The following is a 20,019-nucleotide window of genomic DNA, read 5'->3' as shown; positions in this document are numbered from 1 at the left end:
TTGCGCGTTGTCGGGGGTGGTTGTCAAGGGTGCTCCCCTCCCGGCGTTCTTCCGCGAAGCTCGATGCGAAGCAGCGTGGAATCGGAGTGAATATGTCGAATCAGCTGAACAGACCTCATCGTGCGATCACGGTTCTCGCCCTTGTCCTGACCTGCTGCCTGACGGGTTGTGGGGTGTCGGTGCCGACAGATCCCGCCGGCACTTTGGACGCCGTCACCGATGGAACCCTTCGGGTGGGAGTCTCGCAGGACGATGGCCTTGTGCAGACGTCGTCTGCCAAGCCGTCCGGACCGCTCATCGATCTCGTCGATGCGTTCGCAGATTCCTTGGACGCTGACGTGCAGTTCACCGCCAGCAGCGAAGAGACGCTGGTCGTGATGATGGAGAAGGGTGAGTTGGATCTGATCGTCGGAGGCCTCACGGATAAGACGCCGTGGTCAGATCGTGTCGGGGTCACCCGCGGCTACCCCGGCATCGACGGGGCAGATGGCCGCTCGATCGTCATGTTCGTCCCTCTCGGCGAAAACGCCTTTCTCACCGAGTTGGAAGGCTTTTTAGACACGGAAGTCGGGTCATGAGTGCTCGGCACCAGTTCGGGCGCACGGATCTTCCGCTCGAACAGCAGAAGGCGTTGAAGAAGGCCGTGTGGTGGGAGTACTTCACCATCATTTACACCGCATGCACGATCGCTCTCGTCGCGTTCGTCGTCGGGAACTCCCAGGCGATGAAGACCGCGTGGATCGAGGACATGCTCTCCCTCATTCCGCAGGTTTCATTCCTCATCGCGCTGATCTTCGTGCGGCGGCGACCGACGGTGCGCCATCCCTACGGTTTTCATCGATCAATGGGTATCGGCCATCTCGTCGCCGGAGTCGCACTCCTCGGCGTGGGACTCAATCTGGCATTCGAGGCGGCGTCCGGGCTGGTTGCCGTGGAGCACCCCACCATCGGCACCGTCAACCTGTTCGGCCACACCATCTGGCTCGGCTGGCTCATGGTCGCAGTCATGGCGATCATCGTGAGCGGACCATTCATATACGGTCGCGCGAAGGCGAAACTCGCCCCCGTTCTGCATAACAAGATCCTCTATGCCGATGCCGACATGGCCAAGGCAGATTGGCAGACCAACGCCGCATCGATCGTCAGTGTACTGGGTGTCGGCGCGGGCCTGTGGTGGCTCGACGGCGCCGCGGCGCTGTTCATCTCACTGAGCATCATTTGGGACGGCATCCGAAACACCAAGGGGGCGGTCGTGGATCTCATGGATGAACGAGCTCGAACCTACGACGACAAGCAGCCCCATCCCCTCGCGGCCGAGATCGTCAGATATCTGCGCGCTCAGCCGGATGTGAAAGATGCCGGCGTGCGCATGCGCGACCAGGGTCAGGTTTTCCACATCGAAGCGTTCGTCGTTCCGCACAGGAAGCGGATCACACTCGCGCAGATCGACCGGCTCTCGCGGGGCGTCGCCGATATGGACTGGAAAGTCCAGGATGTCGTCGTCATCGCCTGCGATGAGATCCCGGATGAAGCCGACCGGGGCCTCCTCCCCGCGCGCGAAAGCTGAGCTCAGAGCTCGACCGGAGGCGCCTCGGGCTCGGAGTCTGCTGATTCCGGGTGGCGGGCGAGGTTGATGATCGCCGCGACCAACCCGCCCCACACGGTAACCATGGCGATGACCATGAAGATGATCGCGGTCGGAGTCATGCGCCCGCTCCCTTCTCGTTCGATGTTGCCACCGGCGACGGCATCCTGATCGTGTCGGTTTCCGGATCGGGGTCGTAATGCTCCTCGGCGAGGAACTCGTCATAATCCGGGTCGTCCTTCGCATGCGAACGCCTGCTCCACGGCAGCAGTGACAGCAAAACGGCGAGGATGACGAGGGCGATCACCATTCCCCAGCCGAACACGGCCAGGAACCAGGTCGGATAGCCCTCATACGGAGACGAGATCTTCGTGATGAGCTCGCTGACGAAGAGATAGCCCAGAACGATGGGGCTGAGCAGCCCCACGAGCAGCTTCCAGATGAGACCGACACCGAAACTCGAGCGTCGGTTGAGATGCTCTTGAAGCGCGGGCAATTTATAGAGCAGCCAGGCCACGACGATGACGGCCACCAGGGCGACTGCCATGATGCCGAAGGCGTTGATGAAGGCATCCGTTGTGTCGAGCACCGCGAGGGCGGTCGTCGTCGAGAACAGCGCCATCGAGATGATGGCGAGCGGGATCGACACCGTCAGCGTCGTGCGCACGCGCCCCCAGCCGAGTTTGTCTTGCAAGGCCGCGACGATCACTTCGAGGATCGAGATCATCGACGTGACGCCGGCGAAGACCAATGCGCCGAAGAACAGCACACCGATGATGGAGCCGCCGGTGGCTTGCGACACGATCGTGGGGAACGCGATGAACGCCAGCCCGATACCTGAGGTCGCGACACCCGCGACGTCTGTCGCCTGCGCCTGTGCCATGAATCCGAGAGCCGCGAACACACCGATGCCGGCGAGGATCTCGAAGCCCGAGTTGGCGAACGCCACCACCAGACCGGATCCCGTGAGGTCGGTTTTGCGCTTCAGATACGACGAGTAGGTCACCATGATGCCGAACGCGACCGACAGGGAGAAGAAGATGTGTCCGTACGCCGACGCCCACACGCCCGGGTCAGCCAGGGCTTCCCAGTTCGGTGTGAAGAAGGCATTGAGACCGTCCATCGCCCCGGGAAGGAACAGCGACTGCACCACGAGCACCGCGAACATCACCGTCAGCAGCGGCATCAGCACCATGTTCGCCGCGCCGATACCGCGCTTGACACCCAGTGCCATGATCACGATCACGACGAGCCAGACCATGACCAGCGGGATACCGACCTGCGGAACGAATTCCGTCGAGACGCCGGTTGCAGAGACGTCGCCCATCTGCAGGAAGTCAGTGAAGAAGAAGTCGTTCTCGTTGCCAGGACCCCAGGTCAGTTCCACCGAGAACCAGGTGTACATCGCAGCCCACGCGACGATGACGGCGTAGTAGACCGAGATCACGACGCAGATCAGCACCTGCCACCAGCCCAGCGGTTCCGCCGCACGATGCATGCGACGAAATGCCAGGGGTGCCGACCCGCGGAACCGATGTCCGATCGCGTAATCGAAGAAGAGCAGCGGGATGCCGGCAGTCAATAGCGCGCAAAGATAAGGGATGAGGAATGCGCCGCCGCCACCCTCGTAGGCAACGTACGGGAAGCGCCAGATGTTGCCCAGTCCGACCGCTGAGCCGATAGCGGAAAGGATGAATACGTTGCGCGATCCGAAAGCCTCGCGTTTTTGTGTCTGCGTCGATGCGGTCGCCATGACGCAGACACTACCCCTGGCGTCACTCAGACGCGACCACTCCCGCGTGGCATGCTGCGATGCCGCGACCATCGCGCCACTACGTAGAGCACCACACCGACCGTGAGCAGAGCAGCCCCGAAGAGCCACACGACTGCGCGTTGCTGGGTGAGCAGCAGCACGCACGATGCGATACCGAGCACGGGGATGAAAGTCCACACCCGGAAGTGATCGTGCTCCACCCGGTCGCGGCGCAGCACCAATACCGAGATGTTCGCGCTGAGGAAGACGAAGAGCAGCAGGAGCACCACTGTCTCGGCCAGCGTGGCCAGGTCGCCGATCAGCGTCAGCAGCATTGCAACCGCGGTCGTCGCCACGATCGCCGCCCACGGGGTCTTCCGGCGAGGCAGCACCCTGCCCAGCACATCTGGCAGGAGCTTCTGCTCTGCCATGCCGTAGGCGAGCCGGCTTGCCATGATCATCGTCAGCAGTGCGCCGTTGGCGACGGCGATGAGCGCGATCGCGCTGAACAGCCAGGACGGCACGCCCAGGCCCGTCGCCTCGACGACGGACAGAAGAGGCCCGCTGGACTGTTCGAGTTCCGCGGGCGAAAGTGCTGCGGCACTGGCGATCCCGACAAGCAGATAGACCGCACCGGCGGTGATGAGAGCGGCGAACAGCGCACGCGGATAGTTCTTGCTCGGCTGTCTGACCTCCTCGATCACGTTCGCGGACGTCTCGAATCCGACGAACGAGTAGTAGGCGATGATCGCGCCTCCCAGCACTGCCACGGCGACACCGGTATCCGCTGGAGCCTGCATCGCGCGGGACAGGTCGCCTCCACCGCCCGCGACGAACAGGCCCACCACGACCACCACGATCACGAGACCGGTGACCTCGATCGCCGTCATCACCAGGTTCGCCCCCATCGATTCTCGGATGCCGCGAGCGTTGAGGGCTCCGACGATGAAGAGGAAGACCATCGCCGCGGGAATAGAGGGGACGGCGAAGAAGGTCTGCAGATAGTCGCCGGCAAAAGCGATGGCGAGGCCGGCAGCGCTCACCACGCCGGCCGCCATCATGCTGAATCCGATCAGGAACGACACGATCGGTCTGCGGAACGCGCGCTCCGCGAAAACCGCCGCCCCGCCAGCGCGCGGGTACTTCGTGACGAGCTCGGCGTAGGAGCCCGCCGTCAGCAGCGCCAACAGGAGCGCGAGCAGCAACGGCGCCCACAGCATCCCCCCAGCCTGGCCGGCAAGCACTCCCATCAGCGCATAGATCCCAGCTCCGAGGACGTCACCGAGAATGAAGGCGAAGAGCATCGGTCCGGTGATGGCGCGGCGCAATCGGGCCGGCTGCTTGCGGGGCTCTGGCATGGCGGCTCCTCTGTTTTCGAAGGTGCCACAGTCTTGCCCACTGCGAGTATTCCGGCGCGGGGGTTGACACCGACGCCCGGTGGATTGACGAGATGATGATGCAGTCCGTCAATTCCACCGGGCAATCGTGCTCGGCGCTGAGGTCCGTTGCTACTGCGCCGTGCGGATCATCGTCCATTCCCAAGCCGCGAGTCGGACTCGTCCGTCGCTGATCGGTTCGCCGCTGACAGATTCGCCGCGCACGGATACCTCGGTCTCGGGACCGCCATGATTCACCAGCGTGACGATATCGCCGCGACGCATCGCTTCTACGTGCTCTGGCAAACCGTCGATAACGGGCTCGACCCCGGCCTCCGCGATCAGATGCTCGACGATCTGCTGTGTCCCGGCCTCATCGAGGATCGTCGCGAGATAGCGAGCGCTTCCAGCACCTGAACGACGTACGGTGAGGGCAGGACGCCCGGCGAGGCGTCCGCTCGTGAACGCAGCTTCGACCTCAGCATCCGTCGCTGCGATCTCCTCTGCGAAGAGCGTCCCAGCGGCCTCGCCCCACACTCCTGAAACGAGTGCGGTGTGCTCACCAGGTGTTCCTGCCGCCGAATCGACTGGCGTGACCAGCGCACCGAAATCCTCGAGAGTGACTCCGAGAATCCCCCCGAGTTGAGTGAGGTAGCCGCCGTCTCGGAATCGGTCGCATTCGTCCACAACATCGGTGAACGGTCCGGCGATCAGGTGTCCGCCGGACTCGACGAAATCGGTGAGTGCCTGAGCACCGGATTCACGCAGCAGATACAGCGCCGGAGCGATCACGAGCCGGTAGCGATCATCGACGCGCTCTGGGGGAACGATGTCCACCTGCACGTGTCGCCGGTGCAGTGCTCGGTACCAGCGCTGCACCACGGCCAGGTAATCCAGTCTGTTCTGCGGGTGATCAGATGCCTCCACCGCCCACCAGTTATCCCAGTCCAGAACCAGCGCTACGCGAGCATCTCCCGCGGGCGATGACGGCAGTTCGGGGAGATCGGCGAGAGCTTTCCCGAACGATGTGACCTCACGCCAGGTCCGGGTGCCGGTTCCGGCATGAGGCAGCATCGCCGAGTGGAATTTCTCGGCTCCGGCCTGAGACTGACGCCACTGGAAGAACATGATGCTGTCAGCGCCTCGTCCGATCGCCTGTGCACTGAGCGCGGCCATCTGTCCCGGCGCCTTCGGCGCATTCGCCGGACGCCAGTTCACGGCGTTTGTCGCCTGTTCCATGAGGATCCAAGGAACGCCCGGTTTGAGCGATCGCATCAGATCCCGAGTGAGCGCGGCATCGCGGAAGGAGTCTGGCTCGTTGGGGTCTGGGTAGCAATCGTCACTGATGACGTCCACATACTGCGCCCACTTCACGTAGTCCGCGGGTTTGAACGTTCCCATGAAGTTCGTCGTGATCGGCTGGGTCGCACCGGCCGCTCGGATGATCTCACGCTCCATGAGATAGCACTCGAGCATCATGTCGCTGGTGAAGCGCTGGAAGTCCAGCAGCTGACCAGGGTTGTGACTGTAGGGAGCCTTGCGCGGTGGGAAGATCTCCTCGAAGGACTGGTAGCGCTGCGACCAGAAGTTGGTGCCCCAGGCCGCGTTCAACGAGTCGACGTCCTCGTAGCGTTCGATCAGCCAGCGACGAAAGGCGTCGCGTGCGGCGTCGGAGTAATCGACGGTCAGATGACAGCCGTACTCGTTGTTGATATGCCACATCACGACGGCTGGGTGGTCTGCATAGCGAGCGGCAAGCGCCGTGACGAGCTCACCTGCCAGACGGCGATACACCGGCGAGCTGGGTGCGTAGGCCTGACGCGAGCCTGGCCAGTACGTGCTGCCGTTCTCGTCACAGGGCAGAACCTCGGGGTACACCGCGCTCACCCACGGCGGCGGTGACGCCGTCGCGGTCGCAAGGTCGACGGCGATGCCCGCCTCATGGAGCATCTCGATGATTCGGTCGAGCCAGGCGAAGTCGAACACACCCTCACGCGGCTGAATGCGAGCCCAGGCGAAAATGCCGAGGTTCACGAGGGTGACATTCGCTTCGCGCATGCGCGCGATGTCATCCGGCCAGATCTCTTCGGGCCACTGTTCGGGGTTGTAGTCGGCGCCGTAATGCATGTGACGTCCTCTCGTCTTCACTGTGGGGAACGGTGTCTGGTCAGCCATTGACCTACCAGGCGTAGGCCTCTGGAGCGGGGCCGCCGGGGCCGGGCCAGATGCGATCCAATTCAGCGAGCTCTTTCGCACCGAGGGTGATATCCAGTGCGCGTACCGCGCTCTCGAGCTGCTCGAGCCGGCGCGGTCCGACAATCGGCGCGGTGACAACCGGCTGATGCAGCAGCCAGGCGATGGCGAGCTCTGCCGGGGCTACGCCCAGCTCATCGGCATAGCGCTCGTATTCCTCGACCTGCGCACGTCGCCCGCCCAAGGCGTCGACGCTGCTGCGCGAACGGTCGGTCTTGCGCAGCACTCCACCGAGCATGCCGCTCGCCAGCGGCGACCAGGTAAGCAGCCCGACGCCGTAGGCGGTTGCAGCCGGCACGACCTCGAGTTCAACGGTGCGCTGCGTGAGGTTGTAAATCGACTGCTCGGTGACCGGCTTCGCACGCGAGGCTGCGCGCATTCCGGCGATCTCCTGGTACTGCGCGATGTTCCATCCCGCGAAGTTGGACGAGCCGAGGTATCCGATCTTGCCCTGGTCGACAAGACGCGTAAAGGCATCCAGCACCTCGTCAACGGGCACATTCCGGTCGATGTGGTGCATCTGGTACAGGTCGATGTGCTCGATGGAGAGTCGACGAAGCGAATCCTCTACGGCCCGGCGGATGTGCAGTGAACTCAGACCGGAGTCGTTAATGCCAGGGCCCATCGCGCCCTGCACCTTCGTCGCCACCACGAGGTCATCGCGATTGCCTCGGGCGCTGATCCATCGACCGAGGAGCTCCTCAGTCTGTCCAGGCTTGTCACCCCACGGCGCGCCACCATAGACATCCGCCGTGTCGATCAGGTTGATCCCCCGCTCGACCGCCGCGTCGAGGATACGGAACGATTCGGCGTCGTCGATGACCGGCCCGAAATTCATCGTGCCGAGCGCGATACGACTGACTCGGGCACCAGAGCTACCTAGACGTGTGTACTCCATTGCAGATTCCCTCTTCTCAGTTGAACGTCGACCTTCTCAGTTGAACGTCGACCGGTGGTCGTTTCGACGCGCGACAGACGCACGGATACGACGGCCACGAGCGTGATCCGGATTCAGTCGATCGGCCTGCTCGACTTGCGGATGATCAGTTCGGGCTTGAACCGAATCGAGCGAGCGCTTAGATCTTCCCCGCCGAGACCGGCAAGCATCAGTTCGGCCGCCTGCTGGCCGATCTCGCGACTCGGCTGACGGATCGAGGTCAGCGCGACCGCCGACGCCGAAGCGAACTCGATGTCGTCGTAGCCGACGATCGACACCTCACCCGGCACATCGATGCCGGCTTCAAGCAGGCTGTGCATGATCCCGAGGGCGACCTCGTCGTTACCGCCGAAGATTCCGTCCGGGCGTTCGCTGCGCGGCATTGCGGCCAAGCGGCGTCCGATCTCGCGTCCCAGGCGGATGCTCAATCGCCCGTCATCAACGACGGTCAGTCCAAGGCCTGCTCGCTCCGCCTCGATCTGGCATCCTTCGAGCCGCTCACGCATCTGGTCCATCTCGGAGGGGCCACCGACGTACATCAGGCGGCGCGCGCCCCCAGCAATGAGGTGAGCTGTCGCCAGCCGACCGCCGAGCACATCGTCGACAGAGACGGATGCCAGGCGCCCAGTGGGGTCGACCCGGTCGACGAGGACCACCGGAACGTTGCGCTTCACGAAACGCTCGAGCGCATCGAGTTGGCCGCTCAGCGGAGCAAGCAGCACACCGTCAAGTCGCTGTCGCTCGAACAGGTCGAGGTAGCGGATTTCGCGGGCACGCGAGTCGTAGCTGTTGCCGACGAACACCGAGTACCCCGATGTCTCTGCGGTCTCCTCCGCGCCGAGCACGACCTCTGAGAAGAACGGGTTCGTGATGTTGACAACGGCCATACCGATGACACTGGATCGTCCTGCTCGCAGCTGACGGGCAGCAACGTTCGGCACGTAGCCGAGCTCGATGATGGCGGCTTCGACTTTCGCAGTCGCTGCACGCGAAACGGTCTCCGGTCGATTGAGAACGTTGGAGACCGTGGTGGTGGAAACGCCCGCGCGGGCGGCAACGTCACGAATGCCGATCTCTGCCACGTTGCCTCCTCATCCTGCGATCACGCTCGATTTGAACGTTACAGGTAAAACGTTACAATTTTTCTAGCCGGAGCGATAGTGTCAGTTGAATCGTTTTTATCGACGAGGTTAGTTTCAGACGAGATCGCCCAGCAATCACCGTCGAAATGTCCAGGTTAAACGCCTGGTTCACCTATGGATCAAGCGCGCCTCACCGGCGTAGCGTCGCATCCGCACCAACACTCATATCTTGCTTGCAAAGGAGCATCTACTATGTGGCAACGTCACAGTCGCGGCATCCGCGTATCGGCCATCGCGGCCGGCACTCTCGCCGCCGCGCTCACTCTCACCTCCTGCGGTGGAGGCGCCGAAAGCGCCCCGGCCGATGGCCCCGTCGAACTCACCTTCCAGTCGTGGGTACCGAACGTCGACCGTGCCGTCGACGCGTTCAACGAAGCACACGAGGACATCCACGTCACCCTCGAAACCATCACGGCGGGCCCCGACGGCGGCTACGCGAAGATGTTCTCGGCCGTGCAGGCGGGCAACCCCGCTGACGTCGCCCAGGTCGGATACGACGCGATCCCCGAGTTCCTGGTGAACGGCGCCGTCGAAGACATCACGGACTACGTCAGCGACTCGGCTGATCTCTTCACCGACTGGCAGTGGCAGACCGGAGTCTTCGACGACCGCGTCTACTCGATCCCGCAGGCGTCGGGTCCGCTCGGCCAGTTCTACCGCGAGGACATCTTCACGGAGCTCGGCCTGGAAGCACCCACCACCTGGGACGAGTACTACGAAGCAGCCAAGGTGATCCGGGCATCCGACCCGAATCGCTACATCGCGGCGTTCGCGTTCAACCAGGCACCGTGGCTGATCGGGCTTTCGCAGCAGGCCGGCGGCTCCTGGTTCACGGCCGAAGAAGACGCATGGGGCGTCGCGATCGACGATGAGGCCACGCTGAAGGTCGCCGAATACTGGCAGAAGCTCATCGACGAGGATCTCGTCAAGCTCGAAGCTGACATGTCCAGCGAATGGAACGCAGACATCCAGAATGGCAACATCCTCACGTGGATCTCTGGTTCCTGGGCCGATGCGATCGTTCGCGGAACGGCGCCCGACACTGCTGGCTCGTGGGCAGTCTCCGCTGTTCCGCAGTGGAACGCCGGCGAGAACGTCTCGGCGACCTGGGCTGGCGGCTCGGCGAACATCGTACTGAAGGGTTCGAAGCACCCTGAGGAGGCCGCTGAGTTCGCGCTCTGGCTGAACAGCGATCCCGGCAGCGTGAGCACGCTGACCAGCATCGGTGCCGGTTGGCCCGCGATCACTGATCTGGCCGCTGTTGACAGCCTGCAGGATGACCCGGAGGTGTTCGCGTTCTACGGCGGACAGAACATCTGGGACGTCTTCGCGGTCTCGGACGCCGCTGTGGATTCCAGCTGGGTCTGGCCGCCGCTGTCGCAGACGCTGTTCGCGAACCTGACGGACAACGTCAAATCCAGCGTTGAGCAGGGCACACCGCTTTCGGAGGCCTTCGTGCAGACCCAGAAGGACTTCGTCGCTGCGATGAAGGACAAGGGCATCTCCGTCGCCGAGTGACGACATCCGGGGTGGGCCTGACCTCGGGCCCACCCCGATCCGATCCGCGGAAGCTACCAGGCATCCGCTCAGCATCACCGAGGAGTAAACGTGTCGGCCACAGCCGCCCCCATCACCCGACCAGGACGCAGCAAGCGCCCGCCCGCGGCGCTCTGGCTTCTGCTGCTGCCGTTCATGATCATGTTCGCGGCGTTCTTCATCGCCCCGATCGTCTACGCGATCATCGACAGCCTGTTCACGCAGAAGTCGAGCGGTCTGGGGCTGACTGCCCCCACACGTGAGTTCGTCTTCCTCGATAACTACCTCAGCGCGCTATCGACCCCGTCGTTCGTGGCAAGCCTGGGCCGGCTCGTCGCGTTCGCCGCGATCGAAGTGCCGCTCATGGTCGTGACGGCACTTGCTCTCGCGCTGCTACTCGGCGCCGGTGCCGCACGTTTTCCGCGGGTCTTCCGAGTCACCTACTTCATGCCGTACGGAGTACCCGGAGTCATCGCTGCCCTGCTCTGGGGTTTTCTCTACATGCCGGCGACCAGCCCGGTGCTGCAACTGCTGTCGAAGTTCGGGATTGATCTGAGCCCGCTGTCGAGCGACGCCGTTCTCTTCGCCATCGCGAACATCGCCCTGTGGGCGTTCGCGGGATACAACATGCTCATCCTGATCGCCGCGCTTGATGCGATCCCGTCCGAGCTCTACGAGGCCGCGCGCCTCGACGGTGCGAGCGAGTGGCACATGATCTGGCACATCAAGCTGCCGCTCATTCGCCCCTCGGTTGTACTCATCACTCTCTTCACCATCATCGGAACCCTGCAGCTGTTCGTGGAACCTCTCGTGCTCCGCCCGCTGACCACAGCGATCAGCTCCGACTTCGCCCCGAACCTTGCCGCATACAACCAAGCGTTCTCGCAGGGGAACCCGAACCTCGCCGCGGCGATGGCAGTGATCGTGGCGTTGCTCGCCTTCGCCTTCTCAGCCATCTTCATCCGTGTCGTGAACCGAAAGGGGAACCGCGCATGGTGACCACCGACGCATACTCCCGCCGCCGCTCGATGCCCCGCCCTGGTGGCATGGCCGGCGCCATCTTCGTGAACGCCGCGCTCGTCGTGGCCGCGATCTATTTCCTGCTGCCCATCGTCTGGGTGCTGATTGCCGCAACGAAGTCCCCGAGCCAGCTCTACTCGAGCTTCGGGTTGTGGTTCTCTGATGCACCGCAGGCGTGGCAGAACCTCGTCAACCTGTTCACACAGGACAACGGTGCCTTCTCGGTCTGGATCATCAACAGCGTCCTCTACTCGGGCGGAGGTGCCCTTGTCGCCACCGTCATCGCGACGGCTGCCGGTTATGCCTTCGCCAAGTACGAGTTCCGCGGCAAAGAGGCACTGTTCTGGACGATTCTCGGCGGAGTGCTGGTACCGGCGACGGTGATCGCCTTGCCCCTGTACTTCCTTTTGAATTCCGTGCAGCTCACCGGGTCGTACTGGAGCGTCCTGCTTCCCAGCATGGTGAGTCCCTTCGGTGTCTACCTCGCCCGCATCCACGCGAGCGGGTCCGTGCCCGACGAAGTGATCGAGGCTGCCCGCATCGACGGAGCCGGTGACCTGCGCATCTTCGGCGCGATCGCCACACGCATGATGACGCCGGCAATCGTGACGGTTTTCCTGTTCCAGTTCGTCACGATCTGGAACAACTATCTGCTTCCGTTGGTCATGCTCAGCGACACGAAGCGCTTCCCGATCACACTCGGGCTAACCCTGTGGAACTCGCAGATCCAGCGTGATCCGGCGTTCACCTCTTTGGTGGTCACGGGATCGGCTGTCTCGGTGATCCTGTTGGTCGTGCTGATGGTCTCGCTGCAGCGGTTCTGGAAGGCTGATCTCACGGCAGGTGCGTCGAAGGGCTGAGTACGCCCCGGCTGAATGAGCCCGAGTGATTATCCCTTGCGATGCAGGCGATAGTCACTCGGGCTCATTCCGTGCATCCGGCTGAACTGACGCGAGAAATAGAACGGATCTTCATAGCCGATCTGCCGTGCGATCTCAGATACGTGCAACGAGGTCGTATCGAGGTAGCGTCGCGCCCGCGCCATCTTGAGGCCCTTGTGGTACGCCAGCACTCCCCCACCGGTGGCTTCACGAAAGAGTGCGCCGAGATGCGAAGGCGAGATGCCGATGAGGCGTGCCAGCTCCCAGACCCGGACATTTCCATCGGCTCGTTCTTCGAGATATCGCATGGCACGCTCCAACGGTTCGCCCTGTTCGGGGAGCCGGCGATCGACCACGAACTGCGTCATCAACCGCCAGGCGATCCCCGCCGTCGCAATCAGGCGGGCCGGCGACTGATCGCGCTCCAGCGATGAGACGATCTCATCCAACAGCGCTGTCACGCGCTCCAGCGCGCGCAGCGAGATCACTGGTTTGCTGCGATCCACGCCGGTCGCAGTCCACAAATCCGTCAGATCACTGCCGAGCAGGTGACACCACCAGATCGTCCATGGTCGTTCAATGTCCGCACCGTAGGAGTGCGGGGTGTCACGAGGGATGAGCACCGCCGTGCCGGGTACGACGCGATGGCGGCCCGATCCGAGGTCGACCCAGCCACTGCCATCGATGCAAACAAGGACGATCCCCTCTTCGGCTCCCTGTGGCCTGATCCGCAGGTGCCCCACCGCATCGGGGAACCATCCCGCATCGGTCACCACGAGTCGTCGAGTCACGGGCTGGCCCAAGGCTTCAGCAATAGCAGGGCGTGGCACGACACAGAGCCGCTGCCGTTCGAATCCATCTCGACGTTCCATGCACTGATCATCGCAGACATCAGTGAAACGTCCAGGCCTGCACCACGATCGCCCATGTTTCCGAGGGCACAGCAGCAGTACTTTTGAGGATATGAACACCTTGCACCAACCGATCATGCTGCCTGCCCCGCCGGAGGCCGAACGTGCCCGCCTGGAGGCCGGTGGCGTCGCATGCTGGGAAGAGCCGATCACGATCGACACCTACGACCCGGCCGAGCCTGACCGTTATCCGGCGTTCCTCGACCGCAGGGTCTACCAGGGCTCGAGCGGCAAGATCTACCCGATGCCTTTCACCGACCGCATCGAGTCCGAGAGTCGCCCACGGACCTGGCGTGCGATCCACCTCGAGAACCGGTGGGTGCGACTTGTCCTTCTCCCCGAGCTCGGTGGACGCATCCACATCGGCTATGACAAGACGCGCGATTACGACTTCTTCTACCGCAACAACGTCATCAAGCCCGCGCTGGTCGGCGTCGCCGGCCCGTGGGTCTCTGGCGGAGTCGAGTTCAACTGGCCTCAGCATCACCGGCCGGCGACGCACCTGCCCGTTGAAGCGCACATCGAGCGGCACGACGACAATTCGGTGACCGTCTGGCACAGTGACCTCGATCAGTTGCAGCGCATGCGCGCCAGTCATGGCATCGGCATGCGCGGAGATTCGACTCTGATCGAACTCGAAGCACGACTGACGAACCGCACTGACGTCCCGCAGACATTCCTGTGGTGGGCCAACGTCGCGGCCCGCTCGCATGATCGCTACCAGTCGTTCTTCCCCACCGATGTCGGTTACGTCGCCGACCACGCTCGCCGCGCCATCACCGCGTTCCCTGCCGCCGACCGCCCCTACTACGGCGTGGACTACCCGGCTCTGGCAGAATCTGATCCCGGAGCCGATCGCATCGATTTCTACGGGAATGTGCAGGTGCCCACCTCCTACATGATCACCGATACCGTCGATGATTTCTTCGGCGGTTACGACCACGATGCCCAGGCCGGGTTCGTGCACTGGGCCGATCGAGCCATCGCGCCAGGTAAGAAGATGTGGACATGGGGCGATGGCCCCGTCGGCCATGCCTGGGACCGCCACCTGACCGACAGCGACGGTCCCTACGTTGAGCTCATGGCCGGTGTCTTCACCGACAATCAGCCGGACTTCACCTGGCTCCGCTCCGGTGAGACCCGTACGTTCAGCCAGTACTGGTATCCGATCCAGGACATCGGTCCTGCGGTGCAGGCCACGCTCGACGCAGCCGTCGGACTCGAAATCGACGGTTCTGCGGTGCGACTCGGTGTGGCAACGACCGGGGAACACGATCAACTGCACATCACTCTTCGTCGTGGCGAGTCAACGCTCGGACACTGGTCCGTGCCCTGTGCCCCCGGCACACCGTTCACCGCGCAGGTGGAACTGAGCACTCCGGCCACCCGAGATGACCTCGAGCTTGTCGTGTGTTCACCTGCTGACGGCGGGCGAGAGCTCGTGCGCTGGAGCGCACACCTCACCCCGGTCGTGGAGCCCTGGGTTGCGGAAGAGCCGAACGACCCGAGCGGAATCGAATCGAACGACGAACTCGTCGTCACGGGGCGCCACCTGGTGCAGTATCGGCATCCGAGCCGCGCCGCAGAGCCGTACTTCGCCGAGGCTGTTCGTCGCGATCCGGGTGATGCCCGAGCGCACGAGGGAATCGCCCGCCTCACCTTCGCTCGCGGTGAGTTCGCCCAGGCGCTTGAGCACCTAGAGGTGGCACTTGCCCGCGAGACTCGACGCAACCTCAACCCCGAGCACGGAGACCTCACGCTGCTTCGCGCCCTCGTCCTCGAACGGCTCGGGCGCCTCGATGAGGCCGCAGACGCATTCGGCAAAGCCGTCTGGGATGGCGCGCTGACTTTGCCGGCGCTGCTCGGACGCGCCCGCTTGGCGATGCGTGCCGGCGATACCCGGCGCGCGCTGGAGTTCGCCATCCAGGCGACACGGTCGGATGCATCGAGCAGTCAGGCGATCGCAGCTCACGTGTCGGCCCTGCGGGCCCTCGGTCGGAACGCAGAAGCCGATCGCATCCTCGCGCCCGCTCGGACCACTGATCCGCTGGATCCGTTGCTGGCGGCTCTCGACGACGTGCTGGATCCGATCGACCCTCGGACGCTGCTCACGATGGCGCATGAGCTTCACCGGCTCGGCGATCGCGTCCGCGGCATCAGTCTCGCCGAGCGAGCGATGCGGGTGGCTCCTGGCCGTTTCGGCAACCCCGCTCCGATGGCGGCCTATGCTCTGGCTGCCTTCCTCGATGAGCAGGGCGAGCACGAGCAGGCGGCCGACGCGCGGTCGTGGGCGCGTGCTGCCGATCCGCGTCTCGCCTTCCCCGCTGGACTCGATGATCTGGCCGTCCTCCGACTCGCCCTTGTCGCTGATCCGCACGATGCACGCGCGAATGGCATGCTCGGGTGCTGGTTGCTCGATGCTGGACGAACGGCAGAAGCACTCGGCGTCCTGGACGCGGCCATCGACGCTGGTGCCGATGACCCGGTCGTCTGGCGCAACGCCGCAGTCGCGCAGGTGAACACCGGTGGTGATCTCGAGATCGCCGACCAGCGGTATGCGGGCGCGCTCGAACTGAGCGGTCCTTCCGACGCCCGGCTCGTGTACGAGCGCGACCAGCTCGCGGTGCTGCGCCGAATGGATGCCGCAACGCGTCTGGCTGCGATCGAACAGGCGGGCTCTGCCGTTCTGATCCGCGATGATCTCGCTGTCGAATACACCGGCTTGCTCATCGATCTCGGACGGGCGGCTGAGGCGCTGGCGTTCCTCGGCGAACGCAGCTTCCAGCCGTTCGAAGGCGGTGAGGGCAAGGTGCTCGACGTCTTCGATCGCGCAACGGCCGCGGTGGCTCGTGAACTGATCGACACGGACCCGCAGGCTGCACGTGAGCTGTTGCGAGTCGGCATCGTTCCGCCCGAGCATCTCGGCGAGGGGCGTCATCCTGCCGATGTCGTCGCCGAGCGCTTCGTTCTGCTCGGTGACGCCGAAGCTGCGCTGGGCAACGATGCGGCTGCCGCAGAAGCATGGAGTCGGGCTCGCGATGTCGATGGTCCGCTCGCCGCCACGGGACACTGTGTCACGGTGCGCGACATGTGGGTCGGGCTCGCTCATCTCCGCCTCGGCGAAAGCGAACAGGCCGGTCGCGTCTGGGATGCGATGGATGCTCGGGCGGATGCTCTCGATGCTGCCGCCGACCGCATCGACTACTTCGCGACGTCGATGCCGGAGCTGCTACTGTTCTCGGTCGACACCGCCGAACGGCGGGCAGGCGAGGCACACCAGCTGCGCGATCTTGCAGCCCGAGGACGCCGCGAAACGGAGATGACAGCATGAGCGAGCGATATCTCGGCACCCCGGTGATGCCGACCGAGCCCAACAGCGCACTGACGGGGCCGGTGCCACCGCACCTGCCCGAGCGTCTCGGCGTGTGCCTGTGGGACTTCTCCTGGTACACCCGCGCGGGGGCCGGCGAGCCCTACGCGGACATTGAACACGCGATGGCTGAAACTGTCGCCCGCGGGTACAACGCGGTGCGGATCTGTGCGGCACCCTTGCTGCTGGCCGGAGGCCTGGGCTTGGATGCTCTGGCTGAAGCGTTGCCGATCGAAGGGTTGGGCGCAGCACCCGGCGGCGGCTTCTACGGTCAGCGCACACGGTGGTACGACAGCCCGGGTGGTTACACGATCGATGTACGGGCGCGCTTCTTCTCGCTTCTGGAGACCGCGCGCAAGCACGATGTCGTCGTCATCCTCGCCAGCTGGGAGTATCAGCAGTCGACGGCGTTCGCGGCGGATCCATCGTGGTTCGAAGCGATCGACCAGGTGCCACTCAACCGTCGTCACGAGGTCCTTGCCGACGCTTTCGGCAGGCTCCTGGATGATATCCGCGCTGCAGGCCTGATCGAGTCGATCGCCTTCACCGAACTGCACAATGAGGTCGATTTTTCGATCCTGCCGCCGGTGGATGCACCAGAGGACGCGGATGCGCCGGTCAACGGCATCGCGGCGATGGCGAAGCTTCGCGCGCGCCATCCCGACCAGCTCATCACCGTCAGCTACGGCAAGCCGCCGCACCTGGCCATGCACCGGGTCGCGCCCGAACTAGAGGTCGCGCAGTTCCACGTCTACAGTTACGGCGTGCTCGACGCGCTGCAGCGGCGCATCGACATCAGATCCGAGGGCACGGAGGGCTTCCCGAATGCCGAACTGCGTGCACTGCTGCGCTCCGATGCGCCGAGCGTCGCCGAGTACGGACGCCCCGCAGAGTGGAAGCTGAAGGCGACGGTCATCACTGACCAGATGATCTACGGCTACGACTGGATCGACGCCCAGGCCTGGGATGCCTGGCTCGAACAGCATTACGGCGCGCACCACGAGGTGATGCAGCGCGAGATCGAGTCGCGGGTCATCGCCATTGCGGAGTGGGCGCGGTGGCGCAGTGTGCCGGCAGTCGTCGGCGAAGGGTGGATCGGCTACACGCCTCGCGACGGCAACTTCGAAGAGGGCCCCATCGGCCGAGCGCTTGCCGAGCACGGCATCCGCACGGCCCTCGATAACGGTGTCTGGGGTGTCGTGGCGTGTTCGAACGCCGCGCCGCACCATCCGCTGTGGTCCGACATTGCCTGGCAACAGCGCATGAACACGCTGTTCCTCGAGGGCTGATCGGCTGACGCGACGAAGCCGCCGATCAGCTCGGCTTCGTCGCCTCGGCGGCCAACGCAGGCGTGCTCGCGCGCATGTGCACCTCGAGGCGCAACGCATCCGGATCGGGAGTCCACTCCGCATCCGTCGCAGCCCGAAAGGTCTCGTAACCGACCTGGTCGAGCGGAACGTGCACGGTGGTGAGCGCCGGTGTGATGTCGCGCCCCGTGGGAATGTCGTCGAAGCCGCAGAGGGCGATGTCTGCACCGATCTCCCGGCCTGCTTCACGAATCGCTGTCATGGCACCGATCGCAACGACGTCGTTGATCCCGAACACGACCGTGCCCGGTTCGATCCCATCTTTCAGCGCCTGCCGCATAGCTTCGGCACCCGAGTCTCGCGTGAACGCGTCTCGATACACCCGACTGGCATCTCCGCCAGCATCCGTGAATCCCTCGGTGAACCCGGCCAGACGCGCATCACTGGTCATGACGCCCTCTGCCGCCGCCAGCACGATCGCGCGCCGGTAGCCGCGCTCGCCGAGCGCAGCGCCCAGAGCACGTGCGCCACCGCGGTTATCGATCCAGACCGACCGCACCTCTGAGGAATCCACACCCAGCGCGACGACGCGTCCGCCGAACCCCGCGATGAGTGCCAGCTCCTTCGCTAAATCGGCTGCGATCTCCGGCGAGGTACGAGACGCGGCGAGGATCACGCCGTGCGGCCGCTGTCCCCGCAACGCCCGCACCAGACGCAACTCACGTTCTGGGTCCCTCTCGGTGATGGAGATGGTGACGACGAGTCCTGCTTCGTCCGCACCGCGCGCGACACCGGACGCCAGCTCGCCGAAGTATGGGTCAGCGATGTCCGCGACGAGCAGTGCGATGATCGCGGATGTACCGCGCGCCGTCGCCTGAGCGGACAGGTTCGCGGTGTATCCGAGCCGATCCGCCGCCGCTTCGACTCTCTCCCGGTACGAATCAGCAACCTTGCGCGTCGAGCCGTTCAGCGCTCGGGATGCCGTGGCAAGCGAGACGCCGGCCTCACGCGCAACATCGTGCAGCGTGACGGAGCCGGTCTGCGAGCGCGCGGTGATGTCGGTCACACTCGTGATTCTAGGCGGTCAGGAACGGTGAGACGGCAACACCGAACGTCGAAGCGGTTCGGCGAACAGCATCCAGCGGGTCGGTTGCCCAGATCTCCTCGTTGAAGATCTCCACTTCGATATCCCTGTCGTACCCGGTCGCGATCACCGCTCGCGTCATCGGTCCGAAGTCGATGACTCCGTCTCCGGTGTAATGACGTCCCAGGAGCACATCAGCCGGCAGCGGCGTCTTCCAGTCACACACCTGGTACGTCGCGATTCGCCCTTCTCGACCGGCCCGGGCGATCTGCTCGAGCACCTGCGGGTCCCACCAGACGTGGAACGTGTCCACAGTCACGCCCACGACCGTCGGATCGAAATCGGCTGCGATGTCCAGCGCCTGTCCGAGCGTGGAGACGACACATCGATCGGACGCGTACATCGGATGCAACGGCTCGATCGCGAGGGTCACACCCGCCGCCTCAGCTGCCGGAGCAAGCTCGCCGATCGCGTCGCGCACACGCTCGCGCGCTCCGGCGAGATCCCGATCCCCCGCCGGCAGGCCGCCGGCGACGAGTACGAGCACGGCTGTCGATCCGGGAGCACCGGCTGCGGCGAGCGTCGCCGCCTCTTCGATGGCGACCCGGTTGTCATCAAGGGAGGCCCGGCGTGCCGGCCCCTCCGGCAAGGTGAAGAACCCTGCCCGGCAGTGCGTGGTGAAACGAAGCCCGGAATCAGTGAGCATGCTCGCCGCCGTGGCAAGTCCCACCTCCTGCACCGGCTCACGCCACAATCCGATCGCTTGCACTCCGGCCTCGGCCGTCACTCGCAAGGCGGTCGCGAGGTCGGCGTGCTTGATCGTGGCCTGATTGATCGAGAGCCGCGGGTGCGGGGACACTTGTC

The 20,019-nt window shown here is 64.3% G+C and carries 16 protein-coding genes; 7 read left to right on the top strand and 9 right to left on the bottom strand.

The annotated features are described in order from the left end of the window. Nucleotides 1-173: 173 nt before the first annotated feature. Both ACSU1L_RS11010 and ACSU1L_RS11005 read left to right on the top strand, forming a co-directional pair. Nucleotides 174-578, top strand: coding sequence for a hypothetical protein (locus ACSU1L_RS11010; protein ID WP_439255820.1), 405 nt, complete (start codon nucleotides 174-176; stop codon nucleotides 576-578). Beyond that, a complete protein-coding gene (locus ACSU1L_RS11005) occupies nucleotides 575-1,567 on the top strand; it encodes a cation diffusion facilitator family transporter (protein WP_439255819.1) in 993 nt (330 codons plus the stop codon). Before ACSU1L_RS11010 ends, ACSU1L_RS11005 begins: the two co-directional genes overlap by 4 nt. Nucleotides 1,568-1,569: 2 nt before the next feature. On the opposite strand, the gene ACSU1L_RS11000 is transcribed toward ACSU1L_RS11005, so the two are convergent. The 6 genes from ACSU1L_RS11000 to ACSU1L_RS10975 all read right to left on the bottom strand — a co-directional run bounded on the left by ACSU1L_RS11000 (nucleotide 1,570) and on the right by ACSU1L_RS10975 (nucleotide 8,986). Further along, complete coding sequence (locus ACSU1L_RS11000; RefSeq protein WP_438255635.1) at nucleotides 1,570-1,707, bottom strand: methionine/alanine import family NSS transporter small subunit; 138 nt, start codon at nucleotides 1,705-1,707, stop codon at nucleotides 1,570-1,572. Further along, nucleotides 1,704-3,338 (bottom strand): sodium-dependent transporter, encoded by a 1,635-nt coding sequence (locus ACSU1L_RS10995; protein WP_438255634.1) that lies wholly within the window; start codon nucleotides 3,336-3,338, stop codon nucleotides 1,704-1,706. Before ACSU1L_RS10995 ends, ACSU1L_RS11000 begins: the two co-directional genes overlap by 4 nt. 26 nt (nucleotides 3,339-3,364) lie before the next feature. Next, nucleotides 3,365-4,696 (bottom strand): APC family permease, encoded by a 1,332-nt coding sequence (locus ACSU1L_RS10990; protein ID WP_439255818.1) that lies wholly within the window; start codon nucleotides 4,694-4,696, stop codon nucleotides 3,365-3,367. A gap of 150 nt (nucleotides 4,697-4,846) precedes the next feature. Next, the gene (locus ACSU1L_RS10985; RefSeq protein WP_439255817.1) at nucleotides 4,847-6,889 is read right to left on the bottom strand and encodes a beta-galactosidase; all 2,043 of its coding nucleotides are present in this window, start codon (nucleotides 6,887-6,889) and stop codon (nucleotides 4,847-4,849) included. Nucleotides 6,890-6,893: 4 nt separating this feature from the next. Continuing rightward, nucleotides 6,894-7,865 carry an aldo/keto reductase gene (locus ACSU1L_RS10980; RefSeq protein WP_439255816.1) on the bottom strand — a complete coding sequence of 324 codons (972 nt, stop codon included), beginning with the start codon at nucleotides 7,863-7,865 and terminating at the stop codon, nucleotides 6,894-6,896. Nucleotides 7,866-7,978: 113 nt separating this feature from the next. Continuing rightward, nucleotides 7,979-8,986: a LacI family DNA-binding transcriptional regulator gene (locus tag ACSU1L_RS10975; protein WP_439255815.1), complete on the bottom strand. Its 1,008-nt coding sequence runs from the start codon at nucleotides 8,984-8,986 to the stop codon at nucleotides 7,979-7,981. A 252-nt stretch (nucleotides 8,987-9,238) separates the two neighbouring features. On the opposite strand from ACSU1L_RS10975, the gene ACSU1L_RS10970 reads away from it, so the two are divergent. The 3 genes from ACSU1L_RS10970 (at nucleotide 9,239) to ACSU1L_RS10960 (ending at nucleotide 12,462) form a co-directional block, all read left to right on the top strand. Then, on the top strand, nucleotides 9,239-10,564 hold the full coding sequence (locus ACSU1L_RS10970) for an ABC transporter substrate-binding protein (protein WP_438255629.1): 1,326 nt from the start codon (nucleotides 9,239-9,241) through the stop codon (nucleotides 10,562-10,564). 90 nt (nucleotides 10,565-10,654) lie between these two features. Then, nucleotides 10,655-11,581, top strand: a complete 927-nt coding sequence (locus ACSU1L_RS10965; protein ID WP_438255628.1) for a carbohydrate ABC transporter permease — start codon at nucleotides 10,655-10,657, stop codon at nucleotides 11,579-11,581. Beyond that, nucleotides 11,575-12,462: a carbohydrate ABC transporter permease gene (locus ACSU1L_RS10960; protein WP_439255814.1), complete on the top strand. Its 888-nt coding sequence runs from the start codon at nucleotides 11,575-11,577 to the stop codon at nucleotides 12,460-12,462. Before ACSU1L_RS10965 ends, ACSU1L_RS10960 begins: the two co-directional genes overlap by 7 nt. Before the next feature lie 29 nt (nucleotides 12,463-12,491). Here ACSU1L_RS10960 and ACSU1L_RS10955 read toward each other — a convergent pair whose 3' ends face one another. Beyond that, complete coding sequence (locus ACSU1L_RS10955; protein WP_439255813.1) at nucleotides 12,492-13,355, bottom strand: AraC family transcriptional regulator; 864 nt, start codon at nucleotides 13,353-13,355, stop codon at nucleotides 12,492-12,494. 91 nt (nucleotides 13,356-13,446) lie between these two features. Here ACSU1L_RS10955 and ACSU1L_RS10950 point away from each other — a divergent pair, with 91 nt between their 5' ends. After that, complete coding sequence (locus tag ACSU1L_RS10950) at nucleotides 13,447-16,725, top strand: DUF5107 domain-containing protein (RefSeq protein WP_439255812.1); 3,279 nt, start codon at nucleotides 13,447-13,449, stop codon at nucleotides 16,723-16,725. After that, complete coding sequence (locus tag ACSU1L_RS10945) at nucleotides 16,722-18,053, top strand: cellulase-like family protein (protein ID WP_439255811.1); 1,332 nt, start codon at nucleotides 16,722-16,724, stop codon at nucleotides 18,051-18,053. Before ACSU1L_RS10950 ends, ACSU1L_RS10945 begins: the two co-directional genes overlap by 4 nt. Before the next feature lie 25 nt (nucleotides 18,054-18,078). On the opposite strand, the gene ACSU1L_RS10940 is transcribed toward ACSU1L_RS10945, so the two are convergent. After that, nucleotides 18,079-19,137 carry a LacI family DNA-binding transcriptional regulator gene (locus ACSU1L_RS10940; RefSeq protein WP_438255623.1) on the bottom strand — a complete coding sequence of 353 codons (1,059 nt, stop codon included), beginning with the start codon at nucleotides 19,135-19,137 and terminating at the stop codon, nucleotides 18,079-18,081. Nucleotides 19,138-19,147: 10 nt separating this feature from the next. Continuing rightward, nucleotides 19,148-20,014 carry a sugar phosphate isomerase/epimerase family protein gene (locus tag ACSU1L_RS10935; RefSeq protein ID WP_439255854.1) on the bottom strand — a complete coding sequence of 289 codons (867 nt, stop codon included), beginning with the start codon at nucleotides 20,012-20,014 and terminating at the stop codon, nucleotides 19,148-19,150. Between the last annotated feature and the right edge of the window lie 5 nt (nucleotides 20,015-20,019).

Source organism: Microbacterium sp. A94 (assembly GCF_051842855.1).
GTDB lineage: Bacteria > Actinomycetota > Actinomycetes > Actinomycetales > Microbacteriaceae > Microbacterium.
This window is presented reverse-complemented; position numbering and strand designations above follow the sequence as displayed.

What these genes read in the sequence shown, in the direction of transcription:
- ACSU1L_RS11005 (WP_439255819.1), top strand. Translation starts at nt 575, where the DNA reads ATGAGTGCTCGGCACCAGTTCGGGCGCACGGATCTTCCGCTCGAACAG.
- ACSU1L_RS11000 (WP_438255635.1), bottom strand. Translation starts at nt 1,707, where the DNA reads ATGACTCCGACCGCGATCATCTTCATGGTCATCGCCATGGTTACCGTG.
- ACSU1L_RS10995 (WP_438255634.1), bottom strand. Translation starts at nt 3,338, where the DNA reads ATGGCGACCGCATCGACGCAGACACAAAAACGCGAGGCTTTCGGATCG.
- ACSU1L_RS10990 (WP_439255818.1), bottom strand. Translation starts at nt 4,696, where the DNA reads ATGCCAGAGCCCCGCAAGCAGCCGGCCCGATTGCGCCGCGCCATCACC.
- ACSU1L_RS10985 (WP_439255817.1), bottom strand. Translation starts at nt 6,889, where the DNA reads ATGGCTGACCAGACACCGTTCCCCACAGTGAAGACGAGAGGACGTCAC.
- ACSU1L_RS10980 (WP_439255816.1), bottom strand. Translation starts at nt 7,865, where the DNA reads ATGGAGTACACACGTCTAGGTAGCTCTGGTGCCCGAGTCAGTCGTATC.
- ACSU1L_RS10970 (WP_438255629.1), top strand. Translation starts at nt 9,239, where the DNA reads ATGTGGCAACGTCACAGTCGCGGCATCCGCGTATCGGCCATCGCGGCC.
- ACSU1L_RS10960 (WP_439255814.1), top strand. Translation starts at nt 11,575, where the DNA reads ATGGTGACCACCGACGCATACTCCCGCCGCCGCTCGATGCCCCGCCCT.
- ACSU1L_RS10955 (WP_439255813.1), bottom strand. Translation starts at nt 13,355, where the DNA reads ATGGAACGTCGAGATGGATTCGAACGGCAGCGGCTCTGTGTCGTGCCA.
- ACSU1L_RS10950 (WP_439255812.1), top strand. Translation starts at nt 13,447, where the DNA reads ATGAACACCTTGCACCAACCGATCATGCTGCCTGCCCCGCCGGAGGCC.
- ACSU1L_RS10945 (WP_439255811.1), top strand. Translation starts at nt 16,722, where the DNA reads ATGAGCGAGCGATATCTCGGCACCCCGGTGATGCCGACCGAGCCCAAC.